The organism is Brevundimonas albigilva (assembly GCF_023573565.1).
Classification (GTDB): domain Bacteria; phylum Pseudomonadota; class Alphaproteobacteria; order Caulobacterales; family Caulobacteraceae; genus Brevundimonas; species Brevundimonas albigilva.
The window spans coordinates 1,056,357-1,075,665 of the sequence record NZ_CP097649.1; the positions used below are offsets into that span (position 1 = coordinate 1,056,357).

Genomic DNA, 19,309 nt, shown 5'->3' on the forward strand with positions numbered 1-19,309 from the left:
GCCGTCGGCCGGGATCGGCGGATCAGACCAGGCTGTTTTCGGCGGAATGGCGGAGAGGGGGGGATTCGAACCCCCGGTACCCGTAAAGGCACGCCGCATTTCGAGTGCGGTACATTCAACCACTCTGCCACCTCTCCGCGAGGCCGTTTCCATGAAGGCATGGTTGAGCGAGCGGCTTCTCTAATGGGCGGCGCGGCGCATCGCAAGCCGTTCGTGAAAGAAATCCGTCCGCTATCGCTGGGCGGGCAGGGACAGGCCCGGAGCGGCCCCCGCCTGGGGATCGACGCCGCGAAACCGGAAGAGTTCGGCGGGCCGGCCGCCGGTGGCGGCCGACATCACGCCGGTGGGCTCCACCAGGCCCGTGCGCTCCACCCCGCGACGGAAGTTCTGCTTGTGCAGCGACAGCCCGGCGATGGCCTCGGCCGCGGCCTGAAGCTGGGACAGGGTGAAGGTCTCGGGCGTCAGGTCGAACAGCACGGGGCGGTATTTCAGCTTGCTGCGAAGCCGGCCCAGGGCCGTCGCCAGGATCCGGCGGTGGTCCGAAGCCATCGGCCGGCCGGGCGTGTCGGGCGGGGCGGGCTGGTCGGCGTCGCGAAAGGCCTCGGCCACCAAGCGCGCCTCATAGAGCAGCTCGTAGCGCTCCAGCACCCGCTCCTCGTTCCAGCGGTGGTCGGGGGCCAGGGCGAACAGGGCGCGCGCGCGGGCCAGGCGGCGCGGGTCGGCGCCGGCCCAGTCCAGCAGGCGCTGGGCGACGGCGGCGGGCAGGGCCGGCGCGCCGCCGCGCCGGTCCTCCCACGGGAAGAAGTCGAACACCGCGTCCCAGCGCGAATCGTGGGTCTGGTCGTCGGCCGCGTCGGGCGTCAGCGCCAGATAGCCGACCGAGACCTCGCGCATCTGGTCCGGGCCCGGCGTGGCGCGCGGCGAGGCGCGGCCGGCGTCGCCGAAGGTGTAGAGCTGCTCGACGAATCCCAGGCGAAAGCCGGTCTGGTCGGTCACATAGTCGCGCAGCGCCCGCTCGAACGTGCGGTCGCGGGCGGGGTCGAAGGGGCCGAAGGGCAGGGCGCGGACGCCGCCTTCGATCGGCGCGGTCAGAACGACGGCCTGGGCGCCCCGCAGGGTCATGACGACGACCGACAGGCCGATGCGAACCCCCTGTTCCGTCGCCTGCGCCATGTCCCTACTCCGTGTGCCAGGCGTCGTCGGAGGGGATCAGACCGACCGCCTTGGCCAGCACCTGGTATCGCTCCAGATAGCGGGCCTGGGCGACCGAGGCCGGCTGGGGCTCGATCACCAGGCTGTAGCCGGGCGGGGGCGACCCGAAAAAGCCCAGGGATTCCTTTTCGGTGAAGCCCGCCAGCTGGGTGGCCTCGAAGAAGGCGCAGGCTTTATCCGCCTTCTTGATCAGGGACTTGATGGTCTGGGGCGTCTTGGGCGGCAGGCCGTAGCGGACGTGGATCGCCGCCTCCAGCCGCGCCTCGAACTCCTTGTAGCCCGAGCCCAGCGCCGCCTTGAACGGCGAGATCATGTCGCCGATCACATATTCCGAGGCGTCGTGAAGCAGGGCGGCCAGGCGCCATTTCGGGTCCAGGCCCGGCTTGATGTGGGCGGCGATCTCCTCGACCACGACGCTGTGCTGGGCGACGGAGAAGGCGTGCTCGCCGATGGTCTGGCCGTTCCAGCGCGCCACGCGCGCCAGGCCGTGGGCGATGTCCTCGATCTCGATGTCGAACGGGGAGGGATCGAGCAGGTCCAGCCGGCGGCCGGACAGCATCCGTTGCCAGGCGCGGGGTTCGTTCTTCTTCCGGGGGCGCTCGGCCAAGTCGTCCGTCCTGCAGTCGTTGGGCAGGTCAGGTGACGCATTGCGCGCCGCGGATCAAGGCGCGGCGGCCCGATAGGGCACGCCAAGCGTGGAAAAGCCTAGTCGCCGACGTTCAGGGCGACCAGGTCCTTGGCGGCGTCGAACACCCGGTCATGCCGATCCTTGGAGCGCACGGCCGCCACCACCAGGGGGCCGCCGGCGGGGCCTCGCGCCTCGAAGCCGACCTGGCGCCAGCCGCCGGGCGGTACCGCGTCGTCGGCCAGCAGGAAGGTGACGCGGGTGCTGTCGCCGGGCGCGCGGGTGCGCACGCGGGTCGTGTCGCCGGCGGAGTCGACGCTGACGGCGGTCTTTTCGGTGCGAACGCCCTGGCCGTCCGCGGACTGGATGTTGATGCCGGCGATGCGGACGCTGGCCTTGTCGCCCTGGGTCTCGATGTGCAGGCCCGGCAGGCTGACGGTGGCGTCCTCGCCCTTGGCCTGGATGTTGACGCCCGGCGCCTGGACCGAAGCGGTTTCCGGCTGGTCTCCGTCATCGGCGCGGGCGTCGATGCGGACGGCGGCCTGGGGCATGGCCGCCAGGGCGTCCTGCTCGAACCGCGCCAGCGCCTGTTCGACGGTGAGACCGTCCAGCGGCACCAGATGCAGCACCACCTCGGAGCCGCGCGGCCCGCCATAGGTGCAGGCGGCGCCGCCCGGATCGGCCGAACCCTTGCGCGTCAGGGCGCCCAGCGTCTGGGGGCATTGCAGCGCGTCCACCACCTTCAGCACGCCCAGGGCGTCAGGGGAGGAGGAAGAGGTGGTGGTCGTGGTGATGCGGACGGCGTTGTCGCCGTCGCAGCCGGCCAGGCCGGCGGCAAGCATCAGGGGGATCAGAACGAAACGCATGGTCGACACCTCTTGTCGCCGGTCATTGTGCGCCTGGCGCGCCGCCGTTCCAGTGAAATCGAGGTAATGCCGGCCTCAGCCGCCGGGCCGGCCGCCTTCGCGGCGGTTCAGGAAGGCCAGCCGCTCGAACAGGTGCACGTCCTGTTCGTTCTTGAGCAGGGCGCCGTGCAGCGGCGGGATCAGCTTGTTCGGCGCCTTTTCGCGCAGGGTCTCGGCGTCGATGTCCTCGACCAGCAGCAGCTTGAGCCAGTCCAGCAGTTCCGAGGTGGAGGGCTTCTTCTTCAGGCCCGGCGTGTCGCGGATCTCGTAGAAGGTCCTGAGCGCCTCGGCGACCAGGCGCGGCTTTACGCCGGGGAAGTGGACCTCGACGATCGCGGCCAGCGTCTCGGCGTCCGGGAAACGGATGAAGTGGAAGAAGCAGCGGCGCAGGAAGGCGTCCGGCAGCTCCTTTTCGTTGTTGGAGGTGATGATGACGATGGGGCGGATGTCCGCGCGGATGGTCTCGTCGGTCTCCTGGACGTAGAACTCCATCCGGTCCAGTTCCTGAAGCAGGTCGTTCGGGAACTCGATGTCGGCCTTGTCGATCTCGTCGATCAGAAGGACGGGGCGGACGGGGGCGGTGAACGCCTCCCACAGCTTGCCCTTCTTCAGGTAGTTGCGGACGTCGTGCACGCGTTCGTCGCCCAGCTGGCTGTCGCGCAGACGGCTGACGGCGTCGTATTCGTAAAGGCCGTTGTGGGCCTTGGTCGTGGACTTGACGTGCCAGGTGATCAGGGGGGCGTCGAAGGCCTTGGCGATCTCATAGGCCAGGACGGTCTTGCCCGTGCCGGGCTCGCCCTTGATCAGCAGCGGCCGTTCCAGCGCCACGGCGGCGTTGACCGCGACCTTCAGGTCGTCGGTGGCGATATAGCGATCGGTGCCTTCGAACCGGCCCATGAAAAACCCGCTCCGTGAATGTCACGAAGCGGGTTAGCGGATCGGGGCGATCCTGAACAGCGATCAGGTGATGCGCTTGGCCGAGACCGGGTCGCTGGCGGGGAAGGTTTCCTCGATGCCTTCGTCGACCAGGGCTTCCTGGCGGCTTTCGGCCTTGCGGTCGCCTTCGTTCAGCTGATCAGGCTTGGCGGCGTCGGCGGGCGCGCGCTTGGCGTGCGGGGTGTCGGTGTCGGCGTCGCGACGGGCGTCCTTGTCCATGGGTCTCTCCTTATCGTTGCGGTTGATCGGCGTCCGCGTCGGGGCCGTAACCGAGGTCTTCGATGTCGTCGTCCGAGAGGCGCTTGGCCTCCCAGTGCGCCGCGCTGGCCTGGGCCCCGCGCTGGTTCCGCATCAGTCCGGAATAGACGAGTTCGACCTCGTCGTCGGCCTGGGCGCCGTTGCTGTCGGCGTCGGACTGGTTGCGCTGCTCGCCGTCGACGCCCAGCAGGGCGTCGGCTTCGCGCTCGACCCCGTCCAGGGCCAGCTGGTCGTCGATGTCCAGGTCGTCCTCGTCGAAGGCGTCCTCGTCGGCGTCGCCGTCGGCCTGGGTCACGTCCAGCACCGGATCGGCCTCGTCCAGCAGGAATTCGCCGTCGCCCTCGTCGTCGAGATGCGTCTCGTCGAAGGTTTCGGACTGTTCCTGATCGTCGTCAAAATCGATGTCGGCCATCGTTCGCCTCCTGTCTGGTTCGACAACGTGAGGCGGGGGCTAGGCGTTCCCACGGACCCGGCGGACAAGGGATGGTTAACCCTGCTTCTTTAACCTGGATTCGTTCCGGTCGGCTTATGACGCAAGCGATCGCGCCGGATCGTGGGAGTCCTCCGCCGATGCCTTTGAAGCTGTCTCTCAAGCCGGGCGAGAAGTTCGTGCTGAACGGCGCCGTGGTGCAGAACGGCGATCGTCGGGGCGTGTTGATCCTGCAGAACAAGGCCAGCGTCCTGCGCGAGAAGGACATCATGCAGGCCGAGGACGTCACCACGCCCGCGCGCCGCATCTATTTCCCGATCATGATGATGTATCTGGACGAGGGATCGGCGGCCAAGTTCTACGACGAGATGGCGCTGCGCATCACCGAGTTCATGGGCGCCACCCGCAATGCGGACATCCTGGCCGAGTGCGTCTCGGCGTCGCGCCACGTGCTGGCGCGCGAATACTACAAGGCCCTGATGTCGGCCCGCAAGATTGTCGAATATGAAGAGAGAGTGCTGAATGTCGCTTCAGGCGTACACGGCGGCGGCGACCCGGACTGAGTCGCCGCGCGACATGGAGTATCGCCTGTTCGGTCAGGTGACGCGCGCGCTCGTCCACGCCTCGGGCGTGGAGCCGACCGACGTGGCGACGCGGATCGACGCCCTGGACTGGAACCGGCGGCTGTGGAGCGCGCTGGCGACCGACTGCACCAGCCCGCACAACGCCCTGGGCCAGTCGATGCGGGCGCAGATCATCTCGCTGAGCCTGTTCGTGAACCGCCATTCGTCGGCCGTCATGCGCGGCGAGGAGACCTTCCAGGACCTGATCGACCTGAACCGCATGATGATGCAGGGCCTGTCGGGCCAGCAGCAGGCGGCCTGACGGCGCGCCCTTCACGAAATCGGGAAGCCTCTTTGCACAAGGCCTTGGGGCGTCTTACCTTTCATCTCCCTGTTCAACAGTCGAAAGGAGGTGATCCAGTGTCTCATTGTCATCAATCGCGTGCGGTGGCCGCGACCCTGGGCCTCGGAGAGGTTCGGGCCTGATCCTTTCAGGCTGAGTTGCGGTCCGGCCGTTCGCGGTCAGACAATGAAGGGCCGTCGCGGCGACGCGGCGGCCCTTTTGTTCTCTCAGCCCGCCAGGTGGGCGAACCAGCCCGCGACGTGGTGGGCCACCTCCACCACCGTGGCCCAGATCAGGAACAGGTACAGGCCGCAGGCCGCCGTGGCGATCACGCCCAGGATGATGGCGGCGCCGTCGCGCTGCATCATGCCCATGGCGAACAGCACCAGGGCGATGCCGGGCAGGGCGTCCCCGAACGGAATGGGCAGCGCCATGATCAGCGCCAGGACCACGCAGACCAGGCCGGTCACGATGTCGGCGACCTCGCCGGTGAGATAGTGCAGGCGGGGCCGGGTCAGCGCCTCGACCCTGCGGATCAGTTTCATGATGCGCGAGACGCCCGATCGGTAGGCCGCGCGGCTGACCGAGGCGCGCAGGGCCCAGCGGGGCAGCCAGACGGTGTCGCGCTGAAACGCCAGCTCCAGCGACATCAGGATTATGGGCAGGGCGAAGACCGCCTTGCCGCCCGGCGGCCAGGGCAGAAGGGCCAGCAGCGAAAGCACCAGGATGATCGCGCCGAAGCCGCGCTCGCCAAAGGCGGCGACCAGTTCCTGCAGCGTCAGTTTCGGGTCCGCGCCCTCGCCCAGGGATTCCAGCACGTCGGAGAAGCGGCGCGTGGCGTCGGTCTGGTCGTCGATCGGGGGCATCGGCAGCGGCGCTCGGGTCACGGTTGGAGGCATTTAGGCGAGATGATCCCGGCCCGCCACATACCGTTTCGTAAGATCGCCAAGCCGCCGCGCCGCAGGCTCAGCGCTTGACGTGCTCGGGCTTGCCCTTGCGCTTGGTGTGGGCGAATTCCTCGAGCTGCTTTTCGCTCATCGACAGCATCGACTTGGACGCGCCCTTCAGTTCGGACTTGGGCGTGTCGCCGCGCTTGGCCGACAGGGCGGCGCCGGCGGCCTTTTGCTGGGCGGCGGATTTGGCGGGCATGGGGATGGTCTCCTTCCGTGAAGGAGAAGCCGTCAGCTTCCCAGCAGTTCCCGGCCGATCAGGAAGCGGCGGATCTCGTTGGTGCCGGCGCCGATGTCGTAGAGCTTGGCGTCGCGGACCAGCCGCTCGACCGGCCATTCCCTGGTGTAGCCGGCGCCGCCGAGGGCCTGGACGGCTTCCAGCGTGACCTTCACGGCGTTCTCGGAGGCCAGCAGGATGGCGCCGGCGGCGTCGTAGCGGGTGGTCTTGCCCTGGTCGCAGGCGCGGGCGACCGCATAGACGTAGGCGCGGGCGCTGTTCAGGGCCACGTACATGTCGGCCACCTTGGCCTGCATCAGCTGGAACGAGCCGATGGCCTTGCCGAACTGCTTGCGGTCGCGGACGTAGGGCAGGACCACGTCCAGCGCCGCCTGCATGATGCCCAGCGGACCGGCCGACAGCACCGCGCGCTCATAGTCCAGGCCGCTCATCAGCACGGCGGCGCCGCGTCCTTCGCCGCCCATGATGTTGTCTTCGGGGACTTCGCAGTCCTCGAACACCAGTTCGGCGGTGTCGGAGCCGCGCATTCCCATCTTGTCCAGCTTCTTGGAGACGCTGAAGCCCTTCATGCCCTTCTCGATCAGGAAGGCGGTGACGCCGCCGTTGCCGTCGCCGGTGCGGGCGTAAACCACCAGGGTCTCGGCGTGCGGGGCGTTGGTGATCCAGAACTTGGTCCCGTTCAGGACGTAGCGGTCGCCCTTCCTGTCGGCGCGGGTCTTCATCGACATGACGTCCGAGCCGGAGCCGGCCTCCGACATCGCCAGGGAGCCGACGTGTTCGCCCGAGATCAGCTTGGGCAGGTATTTCGCCTTCTGCTCGGGCGTGCCCCAGCGGCGGATCTGGTTGACGCACAGATTGGAGTGGGCGCCGTAGGAAAGGCCGATCGAGGCGGAGGCGCGCGACACCTCCTCCATCGCCACGACGTGTTCCAGGTAGCCCAGGCCCAGGCCGCCGAACTCTTCCTCGACAGTGATTCCGTGCAGCCCCAGTTCGCCCATCTCGGGCCACAGGTCGCGCGCGAAGGTGTTGGTCGCGTCGATCTGGGCCGCGCGCGGCGCCAGCCGGTCGGCGGCCCAGCGGGCGGTCGTGTCGCGAATGGCGTCGGCGGTCTCGCCGAGGCCGAATTCCATGGATTGGGGCGCGAAGGGAATGCTCATGCCCAAGGGCGTAGCATCGCGCACGGCCCTTCGCCAAGCGCGGCCTTCAGCGGCCGGGACGGCCCCAGCGCTGATACAGGTTCCAGCCCGCGACCGCGATGCAGGCGACGGCGATGACGCCCAGGGCGGCGCCGATCAGTCCCGTGTCGCCGCCGCCCGGATGCGCCGCACGACGAAAGGCGGCCCCGGCGGCCCCCAAGGCCACCATGCCGAGCGCGCCCAGGATGAAGAAGGGCCAGGGGCTGCCCGGATCGGCGCTGGCGGGGGCCGGCTTCAAGGTCTCGGCGGCCTCGGCGGGGGCGGCGGCCTCGTCAGTCTGTGCGGCCGGGGCGTCGCCCGACCACACCACGCGGGTGTCCGCCGGGGCGGGGTCCGCAGCCGCAGGCGCGGGCGGGGCGTCGTTGGCCGCCGACAGGGCCAGTCGGTCCGTGGCGGTCCGTTCGGTCAGCGTCAGAACCGCCCCGGCGTCGAGAGACGCCGGGGCCGCTCTTATCGGATCACGGGCGGTGAGGGGACCGTCCGTGCCGAAACCCGCCGGAGCCGAGGCTCCGAAATCGGCGTCGTTCGCGCTGGGGAAAGGCGCCACGTCGGCGTCCTGGGGCGAGGCGTCCTGCGGCGCGGCCACGGCCGGAAACGGCGCCAGAGGCTGCATCAGCAGGTCGACCAGGGCGGCGGGCGCGCCGGGCGCGGTGTTGAACAGGGCGCGCTCGGCGGTGCGGCGACGCGGCGGCAGATGTGCCTCGGCCGCGTCGTGCCAGCCCAGGATGGCGGCGGCGGCGTCCTGCGGCCGGCCGGCGTTGACCAGGACCAGGACGTCTGAGACCAGGAACCGCTCGACCCCGACCGAGAAGGCGAAGCTGGCCAGGGCGTCGAACTGATGCCCGTTCAGCGGGACCGTGACCGCCTCGCGCACGGCGCGCACCACCGGGATCAGGTCGTACTGAAGCAGCAGTTCGGCGTCCGATTCCGAGACGGTGGCGCCCTCGCGGGCCGAGGCGGTGTGGCCATAGCCGATCACCCACACGCCGTCGGCGCGGCGCACGGCCGCCGGGCGAAAGCCCTCGAAGCTCTTGATCAGGATGACCCCGGCGCGGGACACCTTGTTCGGATTCACTACGGCTTCGGACACGATTGACCCAATTCGATACGGAGGCGGGGCCCTCGCACCGATCTCAGCAAGGGGCGGGCCGACCTACGCCCGCCTCGCGGCTAAAGCAGGACGATCGTCGCCAGGCCCAGGAAGATCAGGAAGCCGAAGAAGTCCGTCGTCGCCGTGACGAACACGGCCGAGGACACCGCGGGGTCCAGCTTCAGCCTCGACAGGGTCAGGGGCGTCAGCATCCCCACCATCGCCGCGACCAGCAGGTTCAGCACCATGGCGGCGGCGATGACCAGGCCGATGCGCCAGTCCTCGTCGCGGAACCAGAAGGCGGCCGCCACGCCGATCAGCGGCGCCAGGACCAGGCCGTTGGCCATGCCCACCGCCAGTTCGCGCAGGAAGGTGCGCGTGGCGTTGGCCGAGTTCAGCTCACGCGTCGCCAGCGCCCGCACCGTCACCGTCAGGGCCTGGGTCCCGGCGTTGCCGCCGATGGCCGACACGATCGGCATCAGCACCGCCAGGGCCACGATCTGCTGGATGGTGCCCTCGAACAGGCCGATGACGCTGGCGCCCAGGGCCGCGGTGGCCAGGTTGATCGCCAGCCAGGGCACGCGGCCGCGCACGATCTCGGCCACGCTGGAGCCGCGATCCTCGTCGGACACGCCGGCCAGGCGCAGGATGTCCTCGCGGTTCTCTTCCTGGATGATGTTGACGATGTCGTCGACGGTGATCTGGCCCACCAGCCGCCCGCCGGCGTCGACCACGGGCGCCGAGATCAGGTGGTATTTCTCGAAGATGTAGGCGACCTCTTCCTGGTCCTGGTCGACGGCGATCTCGTTGATCGGGTCCATCAGGTCCGACAGGGGCGTGGACCGGGGGGCGCGCAGCAGGCTGCTGACCGCCACGCCGCCGACGGGGCGGTTCACGGGATCGACCACATAGATGTCGAAGAACAGTTCGGGCAGGTCGTCGCCCTGGCGGCGGATGTGGTCGATGGTGTCGCCGACGTTCCAGAACTGGGGCGCGGCCATGACCTCGCGCTGCATCAGGCGGCCGGCGGAATCCTCAGCATAGCCCAGGCTGCTCTCGATGGCGGCGCGGTCGACCTCGGGCATGGCGGCCAGGACGCGTTCGCGCTGGTCGTCCTCCAGGTCCTCGACCACGGCGGCGGCGTCGTCGGAATCCAGTTCCTGCAGCGCCTCGGCCAGGGTGCCGTGCGGCACGCGCTCCAGCACCTCCTCGCGGATGCCGTCGTCCAGCTCGGGCAGGGTCTCGGCCAGCAGTTCGGGCGGCAGCCACAGCACCACCACGGCCCGGTGCTCGGCCGTCAGGAAGCCCATCAGGTCGGCGACGTCGGCGGGGTGCAGGTCTTCCAGCAGCGAGCGCAGCCGCATTCCGTCGCCGTCGTCGGCGGCGTCCACGACCTTTTCGACGAAGCCGGGCGTGAGGACGTAGTCCTCGTCCAGGGCGACGTGTTCCTCGACATCCGGCTCGGCGCTCAGGAGGGCGGTGTCCGTGGTGCTCACGTTGTCGCCTCCCGTTGGTAGTGTGCCCAGCCGCAGTTAGCCGATGAATCGCCCTGTCAAACCAGATGGTGCGGTCGAGAAGACTCGAACTTCCACGGGTTGCCCCACAGCGACCTCAACGCTGCGCGTCTACCAATTCCGCCACGACCGCTCGCATCGGAGCGGCGGCGAATAGACGAGTGGGCGGCGGGTGTCTAGTGCCAGCAACGACGTCGCCGGGACGGGCCGTCAGGCCGCGCCGGCCATGAAGTCATAGACGTCGGCGGGGCGGGTCACGGTGATGGCGATGCGGTCGTCGCGAATCTCGATCTCGCCGCGCGCCACCGGGTGGTTGTTGGCCAGGATCCACACCTCGTCCCGCTCGGAGGCGTCCAGCGGAATCACCGCGCCGCGGCCCATGCGCAGCAATTGGGACATCGGCAGCACCGACCGGCCCAGCACCACGGAGATTTCGACGTCGACAGCTTCGATCTGGCTCAAGATGCGATCCGGTTCACTCGGGCGCGCGCCCTTGCGCAACCGCCCCGCCGCCCACATTGAAGGGTCATGCTTGCCGAGCCGTTAAGTCCCCCGTCCAGGACGCTGTTTCGCGACGACGATCGTCCGGTCGAATGGGCGGTCTCCGCCGCCCCCGTCGACTATGCGGCCGCCGAGGCCTTCATGGAGGCGCGCGTCGCCGCCATCGCCGCGGGCGAGGCGGCAGAGATGGTGTGGCTGCTGGAGCATCCCCCGCTCTACACCGCCGGCGTCTCGGCGCGGGACGAGGACCTGCTGGACGCCGGGCGTTTCCCGGTCCACCGGACGGGGCGGGGCGGGCAGTTCACCTATCACGGCCCCGGCCAGCGCGTGGCCTATGTGATGCTGGACCTGGGCCGGCGCGGGCGCGACGTGCGGGCCTTCGTGCGCGGGCTGGAAGGCTGGCTGATCGAGGCGCTGGCCGCCTTCGGCGTCCCGGCGGGCGTGCGCGACGGCCGCGTCGGCGTGTGGGTCGAACGCAAGGGCGCGGGCTGGGCGCGCGAGGACAAGATCGCCGCCATCGGCGTGAAGGTCCGCAAATGGGTGACCTTCCACGGCGTCAGCCTGAACGTCGAACCCGACCTGTCCCACTTCGGCGGCATCGTGCCGTGCGGCATCCAGGAGCATGGGGTGACCAGCCTGGTCGACCTGGGCGTCCTGGCGGCGATGGACGAGGCGGACGGCGCGCTGCACGACAGCTTCCGCCGCCTGTTCGGCCCGACGACGCCGGCGACGCCGCCCCTGTAGGCCGCGCCGCATCGCCGCATCCGGGGCGATGCGAGGGCGAAAAGGCGGCCTGCGGGGTTGGCAAGCGTGGGGACGTTAAGCTTTAACGTCGTCGCCCCCTTCGTGAGCAGGCTTCAGGAGTTCCCCCATGACCCGCATGTTCGCCGCCGCCTCGGCCCTGGCCGTGGCTCTCGCCGCCGGCGCCGCCTCGGCCCAGGATTTCCGCGCGCTGGCGCAGCAGGACCTTCAGGCCGCGCACGACGCCTTGGCCGCCAACCATCCCGCCGCCGTGGTTCCCGGCGCCGCCAGCGAGGACTTCCGCGCCTGGATCGACGCCGGCCTGCAAGAGGCCCTGGGTCAGGTCGGCCGCGTCAACAGCGGCGACAGCCACGCCTATCTGATGCGGTTCTACGCCAACGGCTTCCGTGATTCGAACATCGCCATCCGCCCGACCTATGACGGCCTGGGGCCGTTCTTCGCCATCGGCTGGCCGGGGCTGGCGACGGCCTGGCGCAACGGCGAATACGTCGTCTCCTATGTGCAGCCGGGCGTGCGGGGCCTGCCGCCGGTCGGCGCCGTCTTCGTGGGCTGCGGCGAGGAAACCGCCGCCCAGATGGCCTCCGAAAAGCTGGACCGCTGGGAAGGCGACCTGACGACCGAGGCGGGCAAGGTGCGCACGGCGCCCTATCTGCTGTGGAACCGCAACAACCCGTTCGCCGGCGGCGTTCCGACCGGGGAATGCCAGTTCAAGCAGGGCCGTCGCACCCGCGACTATCGCCTGCCGCCCCAGACCGTCGACCGCGCGGCGATGGAAGCCGCCTACCGCGCCAGCGTCTATACGCCCGGCGCCAATCCGCTGGCGGTCGAAACCGTCGACGGCCGTCCCTGGATCCACGTCCACAGCCTGGCCGACGACGCGGGCTGGGACGCCTTCTACGCCGCGGTCGAGGCGCAGCTGCCGGCGATCCGCGGGCCGCAGGGCGTGGTCATCGACCTGCGCGGGGCCAACGGCGCCGCGCTGAACGCCACGTCGCGCGGCTATGGCCTGGCCAACCGCATCTGGACGCCGGAGTTCACCGTCAGCCGCCAGCCCGAGGCCGGCTCCGTCACCTATCGGGCCACCCCGGCCAACCGCCAGTGGTTCGTCGACACCCTGGCCCGGATGCAGGCCGATCCGCGCTTCGTCCAGGAATCGGCGCCGATCATCGAGCAGACCCAGGCCATCGTCGCCGCCTTCGATTCGGCCCTGGCGGCCAATCAGGCGACCTTCACCCTGCCGGGCCGCCCGTCGGTGCCGGACACGGGCGCGGCTAACCCTGTGCAGGGGCCGGTGATCGTGCTGGTCGACGGCGGCTGCACCAGCGGCTGCCTGGACACGCTGGACCTGCTGACGCGCCTGCCGAACGTGCGCCTGGCCGGATCGGCGACGGCCGAGGATTCGATCTTCATCGAGCCGACCGTGCTGCGCCTGCCGTCGAACTATGCGGAGCTCAGCTACGGCCACAAGGCCTGGATGACGCGCGAGCGGGGCAACGACGCGCCGTTCACGCCGGCCCAGGGCCTGGCCTACACCGGCAATCCGACCGACGAGGCGGCCGTGCGGACCTGGGTGGGCACGCTGTTCTAGGCGCGCCGCCAGGCCTGATCTTGCAGGCGGGGGCCGGGCAGGGGTGGAACCTCTGTCCGGCCCTTCTTATTTGCGTGTCATGACCGACACCGACACGCGCCCCGCCCAGCCGTCCCCCTCGGGTTTCGACCTGACGCCGCCCACCGACGAAGAGCGCGCCCGGCTGGAGGCCGATCTGTCGCCGGAGGAGAAGCGGGTGCTGCTGGCGCACGGCACCGAGGCGCCGTTCTGCGGAACCTTGCTGGGCGAAAAGCGCGCGGGCGTCTTCTGCTGCCGCGAATGCGGCCTGCCGCTGTTCCGCAGCGGCGCCAAGTTCGAAAGCGGCACAGGCTGGCCCAGCTTCACCGAGCCGGTCGATCCCGCCAACGTCCGGGCGGTGCGCGACACCAGCTACGGCATGGTGCGGGTCGAGACCCGCTGCGCCCGCTGCGACAGCCACCAGGGCCACGTCTTCCCCGACGGGCCGCCGCCGACCGGCGACCGCTACTGCATCAACTCGGTCGCGCTGACCTTCGTGCCCGAGGGCGAGCCCTTGCCGGACCCGCTGGGCCGGGGCGACGGAAAGGCCTGACCTTGGCCGCAATCGCCGTGATAGGATGGCGTCAGCGTAAGGAGTATCGACCATGTTGATCGCCAGCCTGCTGACCATCGCCGCCCTGGCCGATCCCGACGGCGTGGTGACCACGGCGCCGACCGGCGCGCTGGACCTGGCCGCCGCGGCTTCGGCGCCGGCGCCGGTCGCGGCGCCCGCTCCGACGGCCCAGGACGCCACGCCGCACGGCATGACCACCGAGGAGCAGATCCAGCGCTGGCTGGCTGCGCGCGAACGGGCGCCGTCCTTCGAGGAAGCCGTGGCCGCCGCGCCGAGCGACGATCGCGAGATCCACGGCATGGTGGAGGCGGGCATAGGCACCGGCGGCTATCGCAGCTACGGCGCGGCCGTCTCCCTGCCGGTGGGCGAGAACGGCCGCCTGGACCTGGCGTACCGCGAGGGCCGCAACCAGCCCTATTATTGGGGCTATCCCGGCGCGTTCGGCCCGACCTACGGCCCGACGTATGGCCTGGGGCGCTATCGCGGCTATGACGGCGGCGACAGCCGCACCCTGTCGATGGGCTTCTCCTGGTCCAAGGATCGCGACGACGACCGCGACTCTTGGCCGAATTCTCCCGGTCGGGGCGGTCTGCTGGCCGATTGAGCGGCGGCGCAAACGAAAAAGGCCCGGCGGATCGCCGGGCCTTTTCAGTCTCAGATGGTGCCGCCGGGCAGGATTGAACTGCCGACCTCAGCCTTACCAAGGATGCGCTCTACCACTGAGCTACGGCGGCCCCGACTGAGGAAGCGGCCGTATAGCCAAACCCTTCCGGCGATGGAAGCCCGTTTTTGACCTGAGCAAAGAAAGTTTGGACAGAACCCCGGATCGCGCCATGATCGCGCCATGAGCCAGCCGCCGCATGACGCCGATACGCCGCCCGACGCCGGGACGCCGCCGAATCCGTCCGAATCATCAGCGCCTTCGGCGGCGGACAAGGCGCGGATGGAACGGGCCGCGCGGCTGGCCTCGGCGCTGCGCGAGAACCTGCGGCGCCGCAAGGCGCCCCGGCCGGCGGCGCCGCTCAAGGACCGCAACTGAAGTTCATCGGTCCGCGGCCTTTCCCGCCGGTGCGGCCGCTTGCTAGAGAGGCGATCCCCCGGCGTTCGATCCGGGCGCTTCAAGGACGTCATGGACAGCATCGCCATTCAGGGCGGCGCCCAGCTTCACGGGGACATTCCCGTCAGCGGCGCCAAGAATTCCGCCATCAAGCTGATGGCCGCCTCGATCCTGACGGATCAACCGCTGCGGCTGACCAACATGCCGCGTCTGGCGGACACGCGGTTCCTGGGACAGCTGCTGCGCCAGTTCGGCGTCGAGGTCACCGAGACCGACGGCCCGGACGGTCAGGAAAGCCTGTTCCACGCCGCCGAGCTGACCTCCACCTTCGCGCCGTACGACCTGGTTCGCCAGATGCGGGCCTCGTTCAACGTGCTGGGGCCGCTGCTGGCGCGCACCGGCCACGCCAAGGTTTCTTTGCCGGGCGGTTGCACCATCGGCGCGCGTCCGGTGGACCTGCACCTGCAGGCGCTGACGGCGCTGGGCGCGGCGATCGAACTGGAGGAGGGCTATGTTTCGGCCACTGCGCCCAAGGGGCTGAGGGGCGCCGAGATCGAGTTTCCGTTCGTCTCCGTGGGCGCGACCGAGCACGCGCTGCTGGCCGCCGTTCTGGCCGAGGGGACCACGGTCCTGCGCCGCGCCGCCCGCGAGCCCGAGATCGGCGACCTGGCGCGCTGCCTGACGGCGATGGGCGCCCGGATCGACGGGATCGACACCGACGTCCTGACCATCACCGGCGTGCCCTCGCTGGGCGGGACCACCTGGTCGGTGATCCCCGACCGGATCGAGATGGGCTCCTACGCCGTGGCGGCGGCCATGGCGGGCGGGCAGGTGCGGCTGACCAAGGCGCGCGCGGACCTGATCGCGGGCCTGACCGACAAGATGGTCGAGGCGGGCGTCGAGGTTACGCCGACCGACGACGGGGTGGTGATCCGCCGCGACCCGAAGCAGCGGCTGAAGGCGGTCGACGTCGAAACGGCCATCTATCCCGGCTTCGCCACGGACCTTCAGGCCCAGTTCATGGCCCTGATGACCACGGCCGAGGGGGTCAGCACCATTCGCGAGACCATCTTCGAGAACCGCTTCATGCACGTGCCGGAGCTGGCGCGGCTGGGCGCGGACATCGCCGTGCACGCGGGCGAGGCGCACGTCACCGGCGTCGAGGCGCTGCACGGCGCCCAGGTGATGGCCACCGATCTTCGCGCATCGATGTGTCTGGTCATCGCCGGCCTTGTCGCCGAAGGTGAGACGACGGTCGGCCGCGTCTATCATCTGGATCGCGGGTTCGAGCGTTTGGAAGAGAAGCTCGGCGCCTGCGGGGCTTCGATTCGCCGGATCAAGGAAACGGGTGATGAGCACTGACATCGACGCCTCCGCGCCCGCTTCCGACGCGCCGGTCGAGCCGCTGCGTCTGCTGGCGGAGGACGCCGACGATCTGCAGATCATCTCCGCGGCGCTGCAGGATGCGATCCTGCGCCCCATCGACATCGTCTGGGAGAAGCAGGCGCGCACCGTCACCATCGCCTTCAGTCGCTTCTGCTGGGAGTGCGGCGGCACGCGCGTCCGCTCGGCGATGCAGTTCGGCGACGTGACCGCGGTCAAGAGCCGCCGCCTGCCGCGCAATCCCGACGCTTCGCTGGAACTGCTGGCGCTGGACTTCCTGCCGACCGAGGCGCCGGGCGGGCGGGTCATCCTGATGTTCGCCGGCGGCGGCGACCTGCGGGTGGACGTCGAATGCCTGGACGCGGTGGTCACCGACATCTCCGAGCGCTGGCCGGCGCGGGTGGCCCCCACCCACCTGGGCGAGGCGGAGGCATGAGCGGCCCGCACGTCCTGACCTCGGTGGACCTGGACGCCGCCACCCTGCCGGCCGCCACCGCCGAGATCGAGCACGAGCGGCGGGTGGCCATCTTCGACCTGGTCGAGAAGAACAGCTTCCAGCCCGTCGATTCCGAAGGCGGGCCGTATTCGTTGAAGCTGTCGCTGCAGGACAACCGGCTGGTGTTCGACATCGCCGGGCCGGCCTTCTCGCGGACCTACGCCCTGAGCCTGACGCCGCTGAAGACAGTGCTGCGCGATTATCTGCTGATCTGCGACAGCTATTACGAGGCGCTGCGCGGCTCCTCGCCCAGCCAGATCGAGGCCGTCGACATGGGCCGCAGGGGGCTGCACAACGAAGGCGCCGACCAGCTGACCCAGCGGCTGGAGGGCAAGGTCGCCCTGGACCGGGAGACGGCGCGCCGGCTTTTCACATTGGTGTGCGCCCTCTACCGTCGCGGCTGACCTCGACTATCTGTGCATTTTCGGGCATTAGGCCCGTCCGTTCCGCCCCACGCGCCCGCCCGGCGTGGGGCCGATGTCGTTTTCGACGGGCGTGAGAGGCCGCATGGCTAAGGAAGAACTGCTCGAGTTTCCCGGCACCGTCAGCGAACTGCTGCCGAACGCCACCTTTCGCGTGACGCTCGAGAACGATCACGAAATCATCGCCCACACGGCCGGCAAGATGCGCAAGAACCGCATCCGCGTGCTGGCCGGCGACAAGGTCCTGGTCGAGATGACGCCCTATGACCTGACCAAGGGCCGCATCACCTACCGCTTCAAGTAAGGGCGGGCTCGCGTGAGCCGTCCCGAACTGGTGCTGGCCTCGGCCAGCCCGCGCCGCATCGAACTGCTGGCGCAGGTCGGGATTCGTCCCGACCACATCGACCCCGCCGACATCGACGAGACGCCGCTGAAGGGCGAGACGCCGCCGCGTCTGGCGCAGCGCCTGGCCGTGTCCAAGGCGCGGGCGGTGGCGGCCCGGCGGCCCGAAGCCGTCGTCGTCGCCGCTGACACCGTGGTCTCCGTGGGCCGCCGTCTTCTGGAAAAGGCGGCCGACGAGGCGGAGGCGGTGCGCTTTCTGAAACTGTTGTCCGGGCGGAATCACCGCGTGCACACCGGCGTGGCCGTGGTTCGCGACGGCCGCCTGTCGGTGCGGGTCAGCGAGACCCGCGTCAGCATCAAGCCGCTGTCGGACGCCGAGATCGACGCCTATGTCGCCACCGGCGACTGGCGAGGCAAGGCCGGCGGCTACGGCATCCAGGGGCCCGCGGGCGCCTTCGTCCAGCGCATCGTCGGCAGTCATCCCGCCGTGATGGGGCTGCCGCTTTATGAGACCGTGCAACTGCTGAACGGCGTCGGCTGGCGGCCATGACCGGCCCGACCGATCCGGAGGTCTTTCTCGACGACACGCCGGGAGAGATGCGCGGCGTGATCGCGCGCGGCGGCCGCTACACCCATCTCCTGATCCATCGCGACGCGGACGCGCCCCAGCATCGCCTGGGCGCGCGATCGGTCGGCCGGGTGACGCAGGTCAATCCGGGCCTGCGCGGCGCCTTCGTCGACCTGGGCGCCGAAGCCGACGCCTTTCTTCCCCTGGGCCGGAACGATTCGCTGGCGCAGGGCGCGCGGGTCGAGGTGGTCGTCGTCGCCGAGCCGCGCGGCGGCAAGGGTGCGGCGGTTCGCCGCCTGGGTGCGGGGGAGGGGGCGCCGCGCCTGCTCGAACCCGGTCCTTCGATCGCCGACACCTTGCGCCGCCTCGCGCCCGGCGCGCCGATCCTGACGGGCGTCCCCGCGATCGACGCCTCGCGCGAGGCCGAATCGGAGGCCCTGGCCGAGGTCCATGCGTTTCCCGGCCACGGGCTGGACCTGGCGGTCCAGCGCACCCGCGCCCTGGTCGCCGTGGATATCGATTACGCCCCCGCGCCCGGCCGCGACCCGGCCAAGGGTCGGGCGCGCGCCAACGCCGAGGGCCTGCGCCAGGCCGCCCGGCTGATCGGCCTGAAGGCGTGGGGCGGCCTGGTGATCGTCGATGCGATCGGCGACGGACGCGACGGAGAGGCGCTGTCCCGCGCCGTCCGCGCGGCCTTCGCAGAGGATTCGCAGGCGGCGTTCGGGCCGGTCAGCCGGTTCGGCCTGGCTCAGTTGTCCCTGCCGTGGACCCGCACCCCGGTCGAAGAGGTCCTGAGCCCGAGCGGCCGCACCCACGCCCAGGCCCTGGTCCGCGACCTGAGGCGCCATATATTGACGGACACGGCGACCGCGCGCGTCGTCGCGCGTTGCGCCCCCGAGGAGGCGGCGGTCGCGACGCCGCTGGTCGCCGCCCTGGGGCCCCGCGCGGCCGTGGTCGCTGACCCGTCCGTCGCGCCGGGGCGCGGCCGTATCCAGGAGGACTGACGCATGGCCCTGTGCCCCATCTGCCGCAAGGCGGACGCCGATCCGAAGTACAAGCCCTTCTGTTCGCGCCGCTGCTCGGACCTGGATCTGCAGCGCTGGTTCGCCGGCTCCTACGTCATTGCGGGGGAGCCGTCGGACGGCGCGGACGAAGAACCGCAAAAGGACTGAATCCGACGCTGGACACCCGAAAGCGGCTCGCCTATAGACGCCGCTCTCGCGACGCCGAGCGGCGCCTGGATAGCTCAGTTGGTAGAGCAGCGGATTGAAAATCCGCGTGTCGGTGGTTCGAATCCGCCTCCAGGCACCATTTTTCCCGCATCATTTTGCCCCCTTC

General features: G+C 70.0%; 26 protein-coding genes and 4 tRNA genes. 15 read left to right on the forward strand and 15 right to left on the reverse strand.

The window, feature by feature from the left end; translation table 11 throughout:
* Positions 1-47: 47 nt before the first annotated feature.
* The 7 genes from M8231_RS05215 to M8231_RS05245 all read right to left on the reverse strand — a co-directional run bounded on the left by M8231_RS05215 (position 48) and on the right by M8231_RS05245 (position 4,348).
* Positions 48-137, reverse strand: a tRNA-Ser gene (locus M8231_RS05215).
* Between the two features lie 94 nt (positions 138-231).
* Complete coding sequence (locus M8231_RS05220; RefSeq protein ID WP_250202398.1) at positions 232-1,173, reverse strand: NUDIX hydrolase; 942 nt, start codon at positions 1,171-1,173, stop codon at positions 232-234.
* 4 nt (positions 1,174-1,177) lie between these two features.
* Positions 1,178-1,819 (reverse strand): YfbR-like 5'-deoxynucleotidase, encoded by a 642-nt coding sequence (locus M8231_RS05225; RefSeq protein WP_430641182.1) that lies wholly within the window; start codon positions 1,817-1,819, stop codon positions 1,178-1,180.
* A gap of 98 nt (positions 1,820-1,917) precedes the next feature.
* Positions 1,918-2,703, reverse strand: coding sequence for a methyltransferase type 11 (locus M8231_RS05230; RefSeq protein ID WP_249750911.1), 786 nt, complete (start codon positions 2,701-2,703; stop codon positions 1,918-1,920).
* Positions 2,704-2,778: 75 nt separating this feature from the next.
* Complete coding sequence (locus tag M8231_RS05235; protein ID WP_249750910.1) at positions 2,779-3,639, reverse strand: AAA family ATPase; 861 nt, start codon at positions 3,637-3,639, stop codon at positions 2,779-2,781.
* 63 nt (positions 3,640-3,702) lie between these two features.
* Positions 3,703-3,897 (reverse strand): hypothetical protein, encoded by a 195-nt coding sequence (locus M8231_RS05240; protein WP_249750909.1) that lies wholly within the window; start codon positions 3,895-3,897, stop codon positions 3,703-3,705.
* A 10-nt stretch (positions 3,898-3,907) separates the two neighbouring features.
* The gene (locus tag M8231_RS05245) at positions 3,908-4,348 is read right to left on the reverse strand and encodes a hypothetical protein (protein ID WP_250202399.1); all 441 of its coding nucleotides are present in this window, start codon (positions 4,346-4,348) and stop codon (positions 3,908-3,910) included.
* Positions 4,349-4,506: 158 nt separating this feature from the next.
* Here M8231_RS05245 and flbT point away from each other — a divergent pair, with 158 nt between their 5' ends.
* Together flbT and flaF are read left to right on the forward strand one after the other, a co-directional pair.
* A complete protein-coding gene (gene flbT / locus M8231_RS05250; RefSeq protein ID WP_249750907.1) occupies positions 4,507-4,929 on the forward strand; it encodes a flagellar biosynthesis repressor FlbT in 423 nt (140 codons plus the stop codon).
* Positions 4,889-5,251: a flagellar biosynthesis regulator FlaF gene (gene flaF / locus M8231_RS05255; protein ID WP_249750906.1), complete on the forward strand. Its 363-nt coding sequence runs from the start codon at positions 4,889-4,891 to the stop codon at positions 5,249-5,251. The genes flbT and flaF overlap by 41 nt, the downstream gene beginning before the upstream one ends.
* Positions 5,252-5,499: 248 nt before the next feature.
* Here the strand turns inward: flaF and M8231_RS05260 are convergent, their stop codons facing one another.
* The 7 genes from M8231_RS05260 to M8231_RS05290 form a co-directional block, all read right to left on the reverse strand.
* Entirely contained in the window at positions 5,500-6,159 is a 660-nt protein-coding gene (locus M8231_RS05260; RefSeq protein WP_249750905.1) for an exopolysaccharide biosynthesis protein, read from the reverse strand.
* Positions 6,160-6,238: 79 nt separating this feature from the next.
* Positions 6,239-6,421 (reverse strand): DUF3008 family protein, encoded by a 183-nt coding sequence (locus M8231_RS05265; protein WP_250202400.1) that lies wholly within the window; start codon positions 6,419-6,421, stop codon positions 6,239-6,241.
* Positions 6,422-6,453: 32 nt separating this feature from the next.
* Positions 6,454-7,617 (reverse strand): isovaleryl-CoA dehydrogenase, encoded by a 1,164-nt coding sequence (locus tag M8231_RS05270; RefSeq protein ID WP_249750904.1) that lies wholly within the window; start codon positions 7,615-7,617, stop codon positions 6,454-6,456.
* A 46-nt stretch (positions 7,618-7,663) separates the two neighbouring features.
* Positions 7,664-8,746 carry a lysozyme gene (locus M8231_RS05275; RefSeq protein WP_250202401.1) on the reverse strand — a complete coding sequence of 361 codons (1,083 nt, stop codon included), beginning with the start codon at positions 8,744-8,746 and terminating at the stop codon, positions 7,664-7,666.
* A gap of 80 nt (positions 8,747-8,826) precedes the next feature.
* The gene (gene mgtE, locus M8231_RS05280; protein ID WP_250202402.1) at positions 8,827-10,242 is read right to left on the reverse strand and encodes a magnesium transporter; all 1,416 of its coding nucleotides are present in this window, start codon (positions 10,240-10,242) and stop codon (positions 8,827-8,829) included.
* 66 nt (positions 10,243-10,308) lie between these two features.
* A tRNA-Leu gene (locus tag M8231_RS05285) sits at positions 10,309-10,393 on the reverse strand.
* A gap of 77 nt (positions 10,394-10,470) precedes the next feature.
* Positions 10,471-10,722 carry a FliM/FliN family flagellar motor switch protein gene (locus M8231_RS05290; protein WP_250202403.1) on the reverse strand — a complete coding sequence of 84 codons (252 nt, stop codon included), beginning with the start codon at positions 10,720-10,722 and terminating at the stop codon, positions 10,471-10,473.
* 66 nt (positions 10,723-10,788) lie between these two features.
* On the opposite strand from M8231_RS05290, the gene lipB reads away from it, so the two are divergent.
* The 4 genes from lipB to M8231_RS05310 all read left to right on the forward strand — a co-directional run bounded on the left by lipB (position 10,789) and on the right by M8231_RS05310 (position 14,307).
* The gene (lipB, locus tag M8231_RS05295) at positions 10,789-11,505 is read left to right on the forward strand and encodes a lipoyl(octanoyl) transferase LipB (RefSeq protein ID WP_249750900.1); all 717 of its coding nucleotides are present in this window, start codon (positions 10,789-10,791) and stop codon (positions 11,503-11,505) included.
* 127 nt (positions 11,506-11,632) lie between these two features.
* On the forward strand, positions 11,633-13,111 hold the full coding sequence (locus M8231_RS05300) for a hypothetical protein (RefSeq protein WP_250202404.1): 1,479 nt from the start codon (positions 11,633-11,635) through the stop codon (positions 13,109-13,111).
* Between the two features lie 79 nt (positions 13,112-13,190).
* Positions 13,191-13,682: a peptide-methionine (R)-S-oxide reductase MsrB gene (gene msrB, locus M8231_RS05305; protein WP_249750898.1), complete on the forward strand. Its 492-nt coding sequence runs from the start codon at positions 13,191-13,193 to the stop codon at positions 13,680-13,682.
* 52 nt (positions 13,683-13,734) lie between these two features.
* Entirely contained in the window at positions 13,735-14,307 is a 573-nt protein-coding gene (locus M8231_RS05310) for a hypothetical protein (RefSeq protein WP_249750897.1), read from the forward strand.
* A gap of 55 nt (positions 14,308-14,362) precedes the next feature.
* Here M8231_RS05310 and M8231_RS05315 read toward each other — a convergent pair.
* Positions 14,363-14,437: transfer RNA gene (locus M8231_RS05315), tRNA-Thr, on the reverse strand.
* 110 nt (positions 14,438-14,547) lie between these two features.
* On the opposite strand from M8231_RS05315, the gene M8231_RS05320 reads away from it, so the two are divergent.
* The 9 genes from M8231_RS05320 (at position 14,548) to M8231_RS05360 (ending at position 19,282) form a co-directional block, all read left to right on the forward strand.
* Positions 14,548-14,742, forward strand: a complete 195-nt coding sequence (locus M8231_RS05320) for a hypothetical protein (protein WP_250202405.1) — start codon at positions 14,548-14,550, stop codon at positions 14,740-14,742.
* A 90-nt stretch (positions 14,743-14,832) separates the two neighbouring features.
* Complete coding sequence (murA, locus tag M8231_RS05325) at positions 14,833-16,122, forward strand: UDP-N-acetylglucosamine 1-carboxyvinyltransferase (protein WP_249750896.1); 1,290 nt, start codon at positions 14,833-14,835, stop codon at positions 16,120-16,122.
* Entirely contained in the window at positions 16,112-16,579 is a 468-nt protein-coding gene (locus tag M8231_RS05330; protein WP_249750895.1) for a DUF2948 family protein, read from the forward strand. Before murA ends, M8231_RS05330 begins: the two co-directional genes overlap by 11 nt.
* Complete coding sequence (locus M8231_RS05335) at positions 16,576-17,043, forward strand: UPF0262 family protein (protein ID WP_249750894.1); 468 nt, start codon at positions 16,576-16,578, stop codon at positions 17,041-17,043. Before M8231_RS05330 ends, M8231_RS05335 begins: the two co-directional genes overlap by 4 nt.
* Positions 17,044-17,146: 103 nt before the next feature.
* Positions 17,147-17,365: a translation initiation factor IF-1 gene (gene infA, locus M8231_RS05340; protein WP_008261544.1), complete on the forward strand. Its 219-nt coding sequence runs from the start codon at positions 17,147-17,149 to the stop codon at positions 17,363-17,365.
* A 12-nt stretch (positions 17,366-17,377) separates the two neighbouring features.
* Entirely contained in the window at positions 17,378-17,953 is a 576-nt protein-coding gene (locus M8231_RS05345) for a Maf family protein (protein ID WP_249750893.1), read from the forward strand.
* Positions 17,950-18,975 carry a ribonuclease E/G gene (locus M8231_RS05350; RefSeq protein ID WP_250202406.1) on the forward strand — a complete coding sequence of 342 codons (1,026 nt, stop codon included), beginning with the start codon at positions 17,950-17,952 and terminating at the stop codon, positions 18,973-18,975. The genes M8231_RS05345 and M8231_RS05350 overlap by 4 nt, the downstream gene beginning before the upstream one ends.
* Before the next feature lie 3 nt (positions 18,976-18,978).
* Positions 18,979-19,143 carry a DNA gyrase inhibitor YacG gene (locus M8231_RS05355; RefSeq protein WP_249750890.1) on the forward strand — a complete coding sequence of 55 codons (165 nt, stop codon included), beginning with the start codon at positions 18,979-18,981 and terminating at the stop codon, positions 19,141-19,143.
* 63 nt (positions 19,144-19,206) lie between these two features.
* Positions 19,207-19,282 (forward strand) — tRNA-Phe (locus M8231_RS05360).
* Positions 19,283-19,309 lie beyond the last annotated feature (27 nt).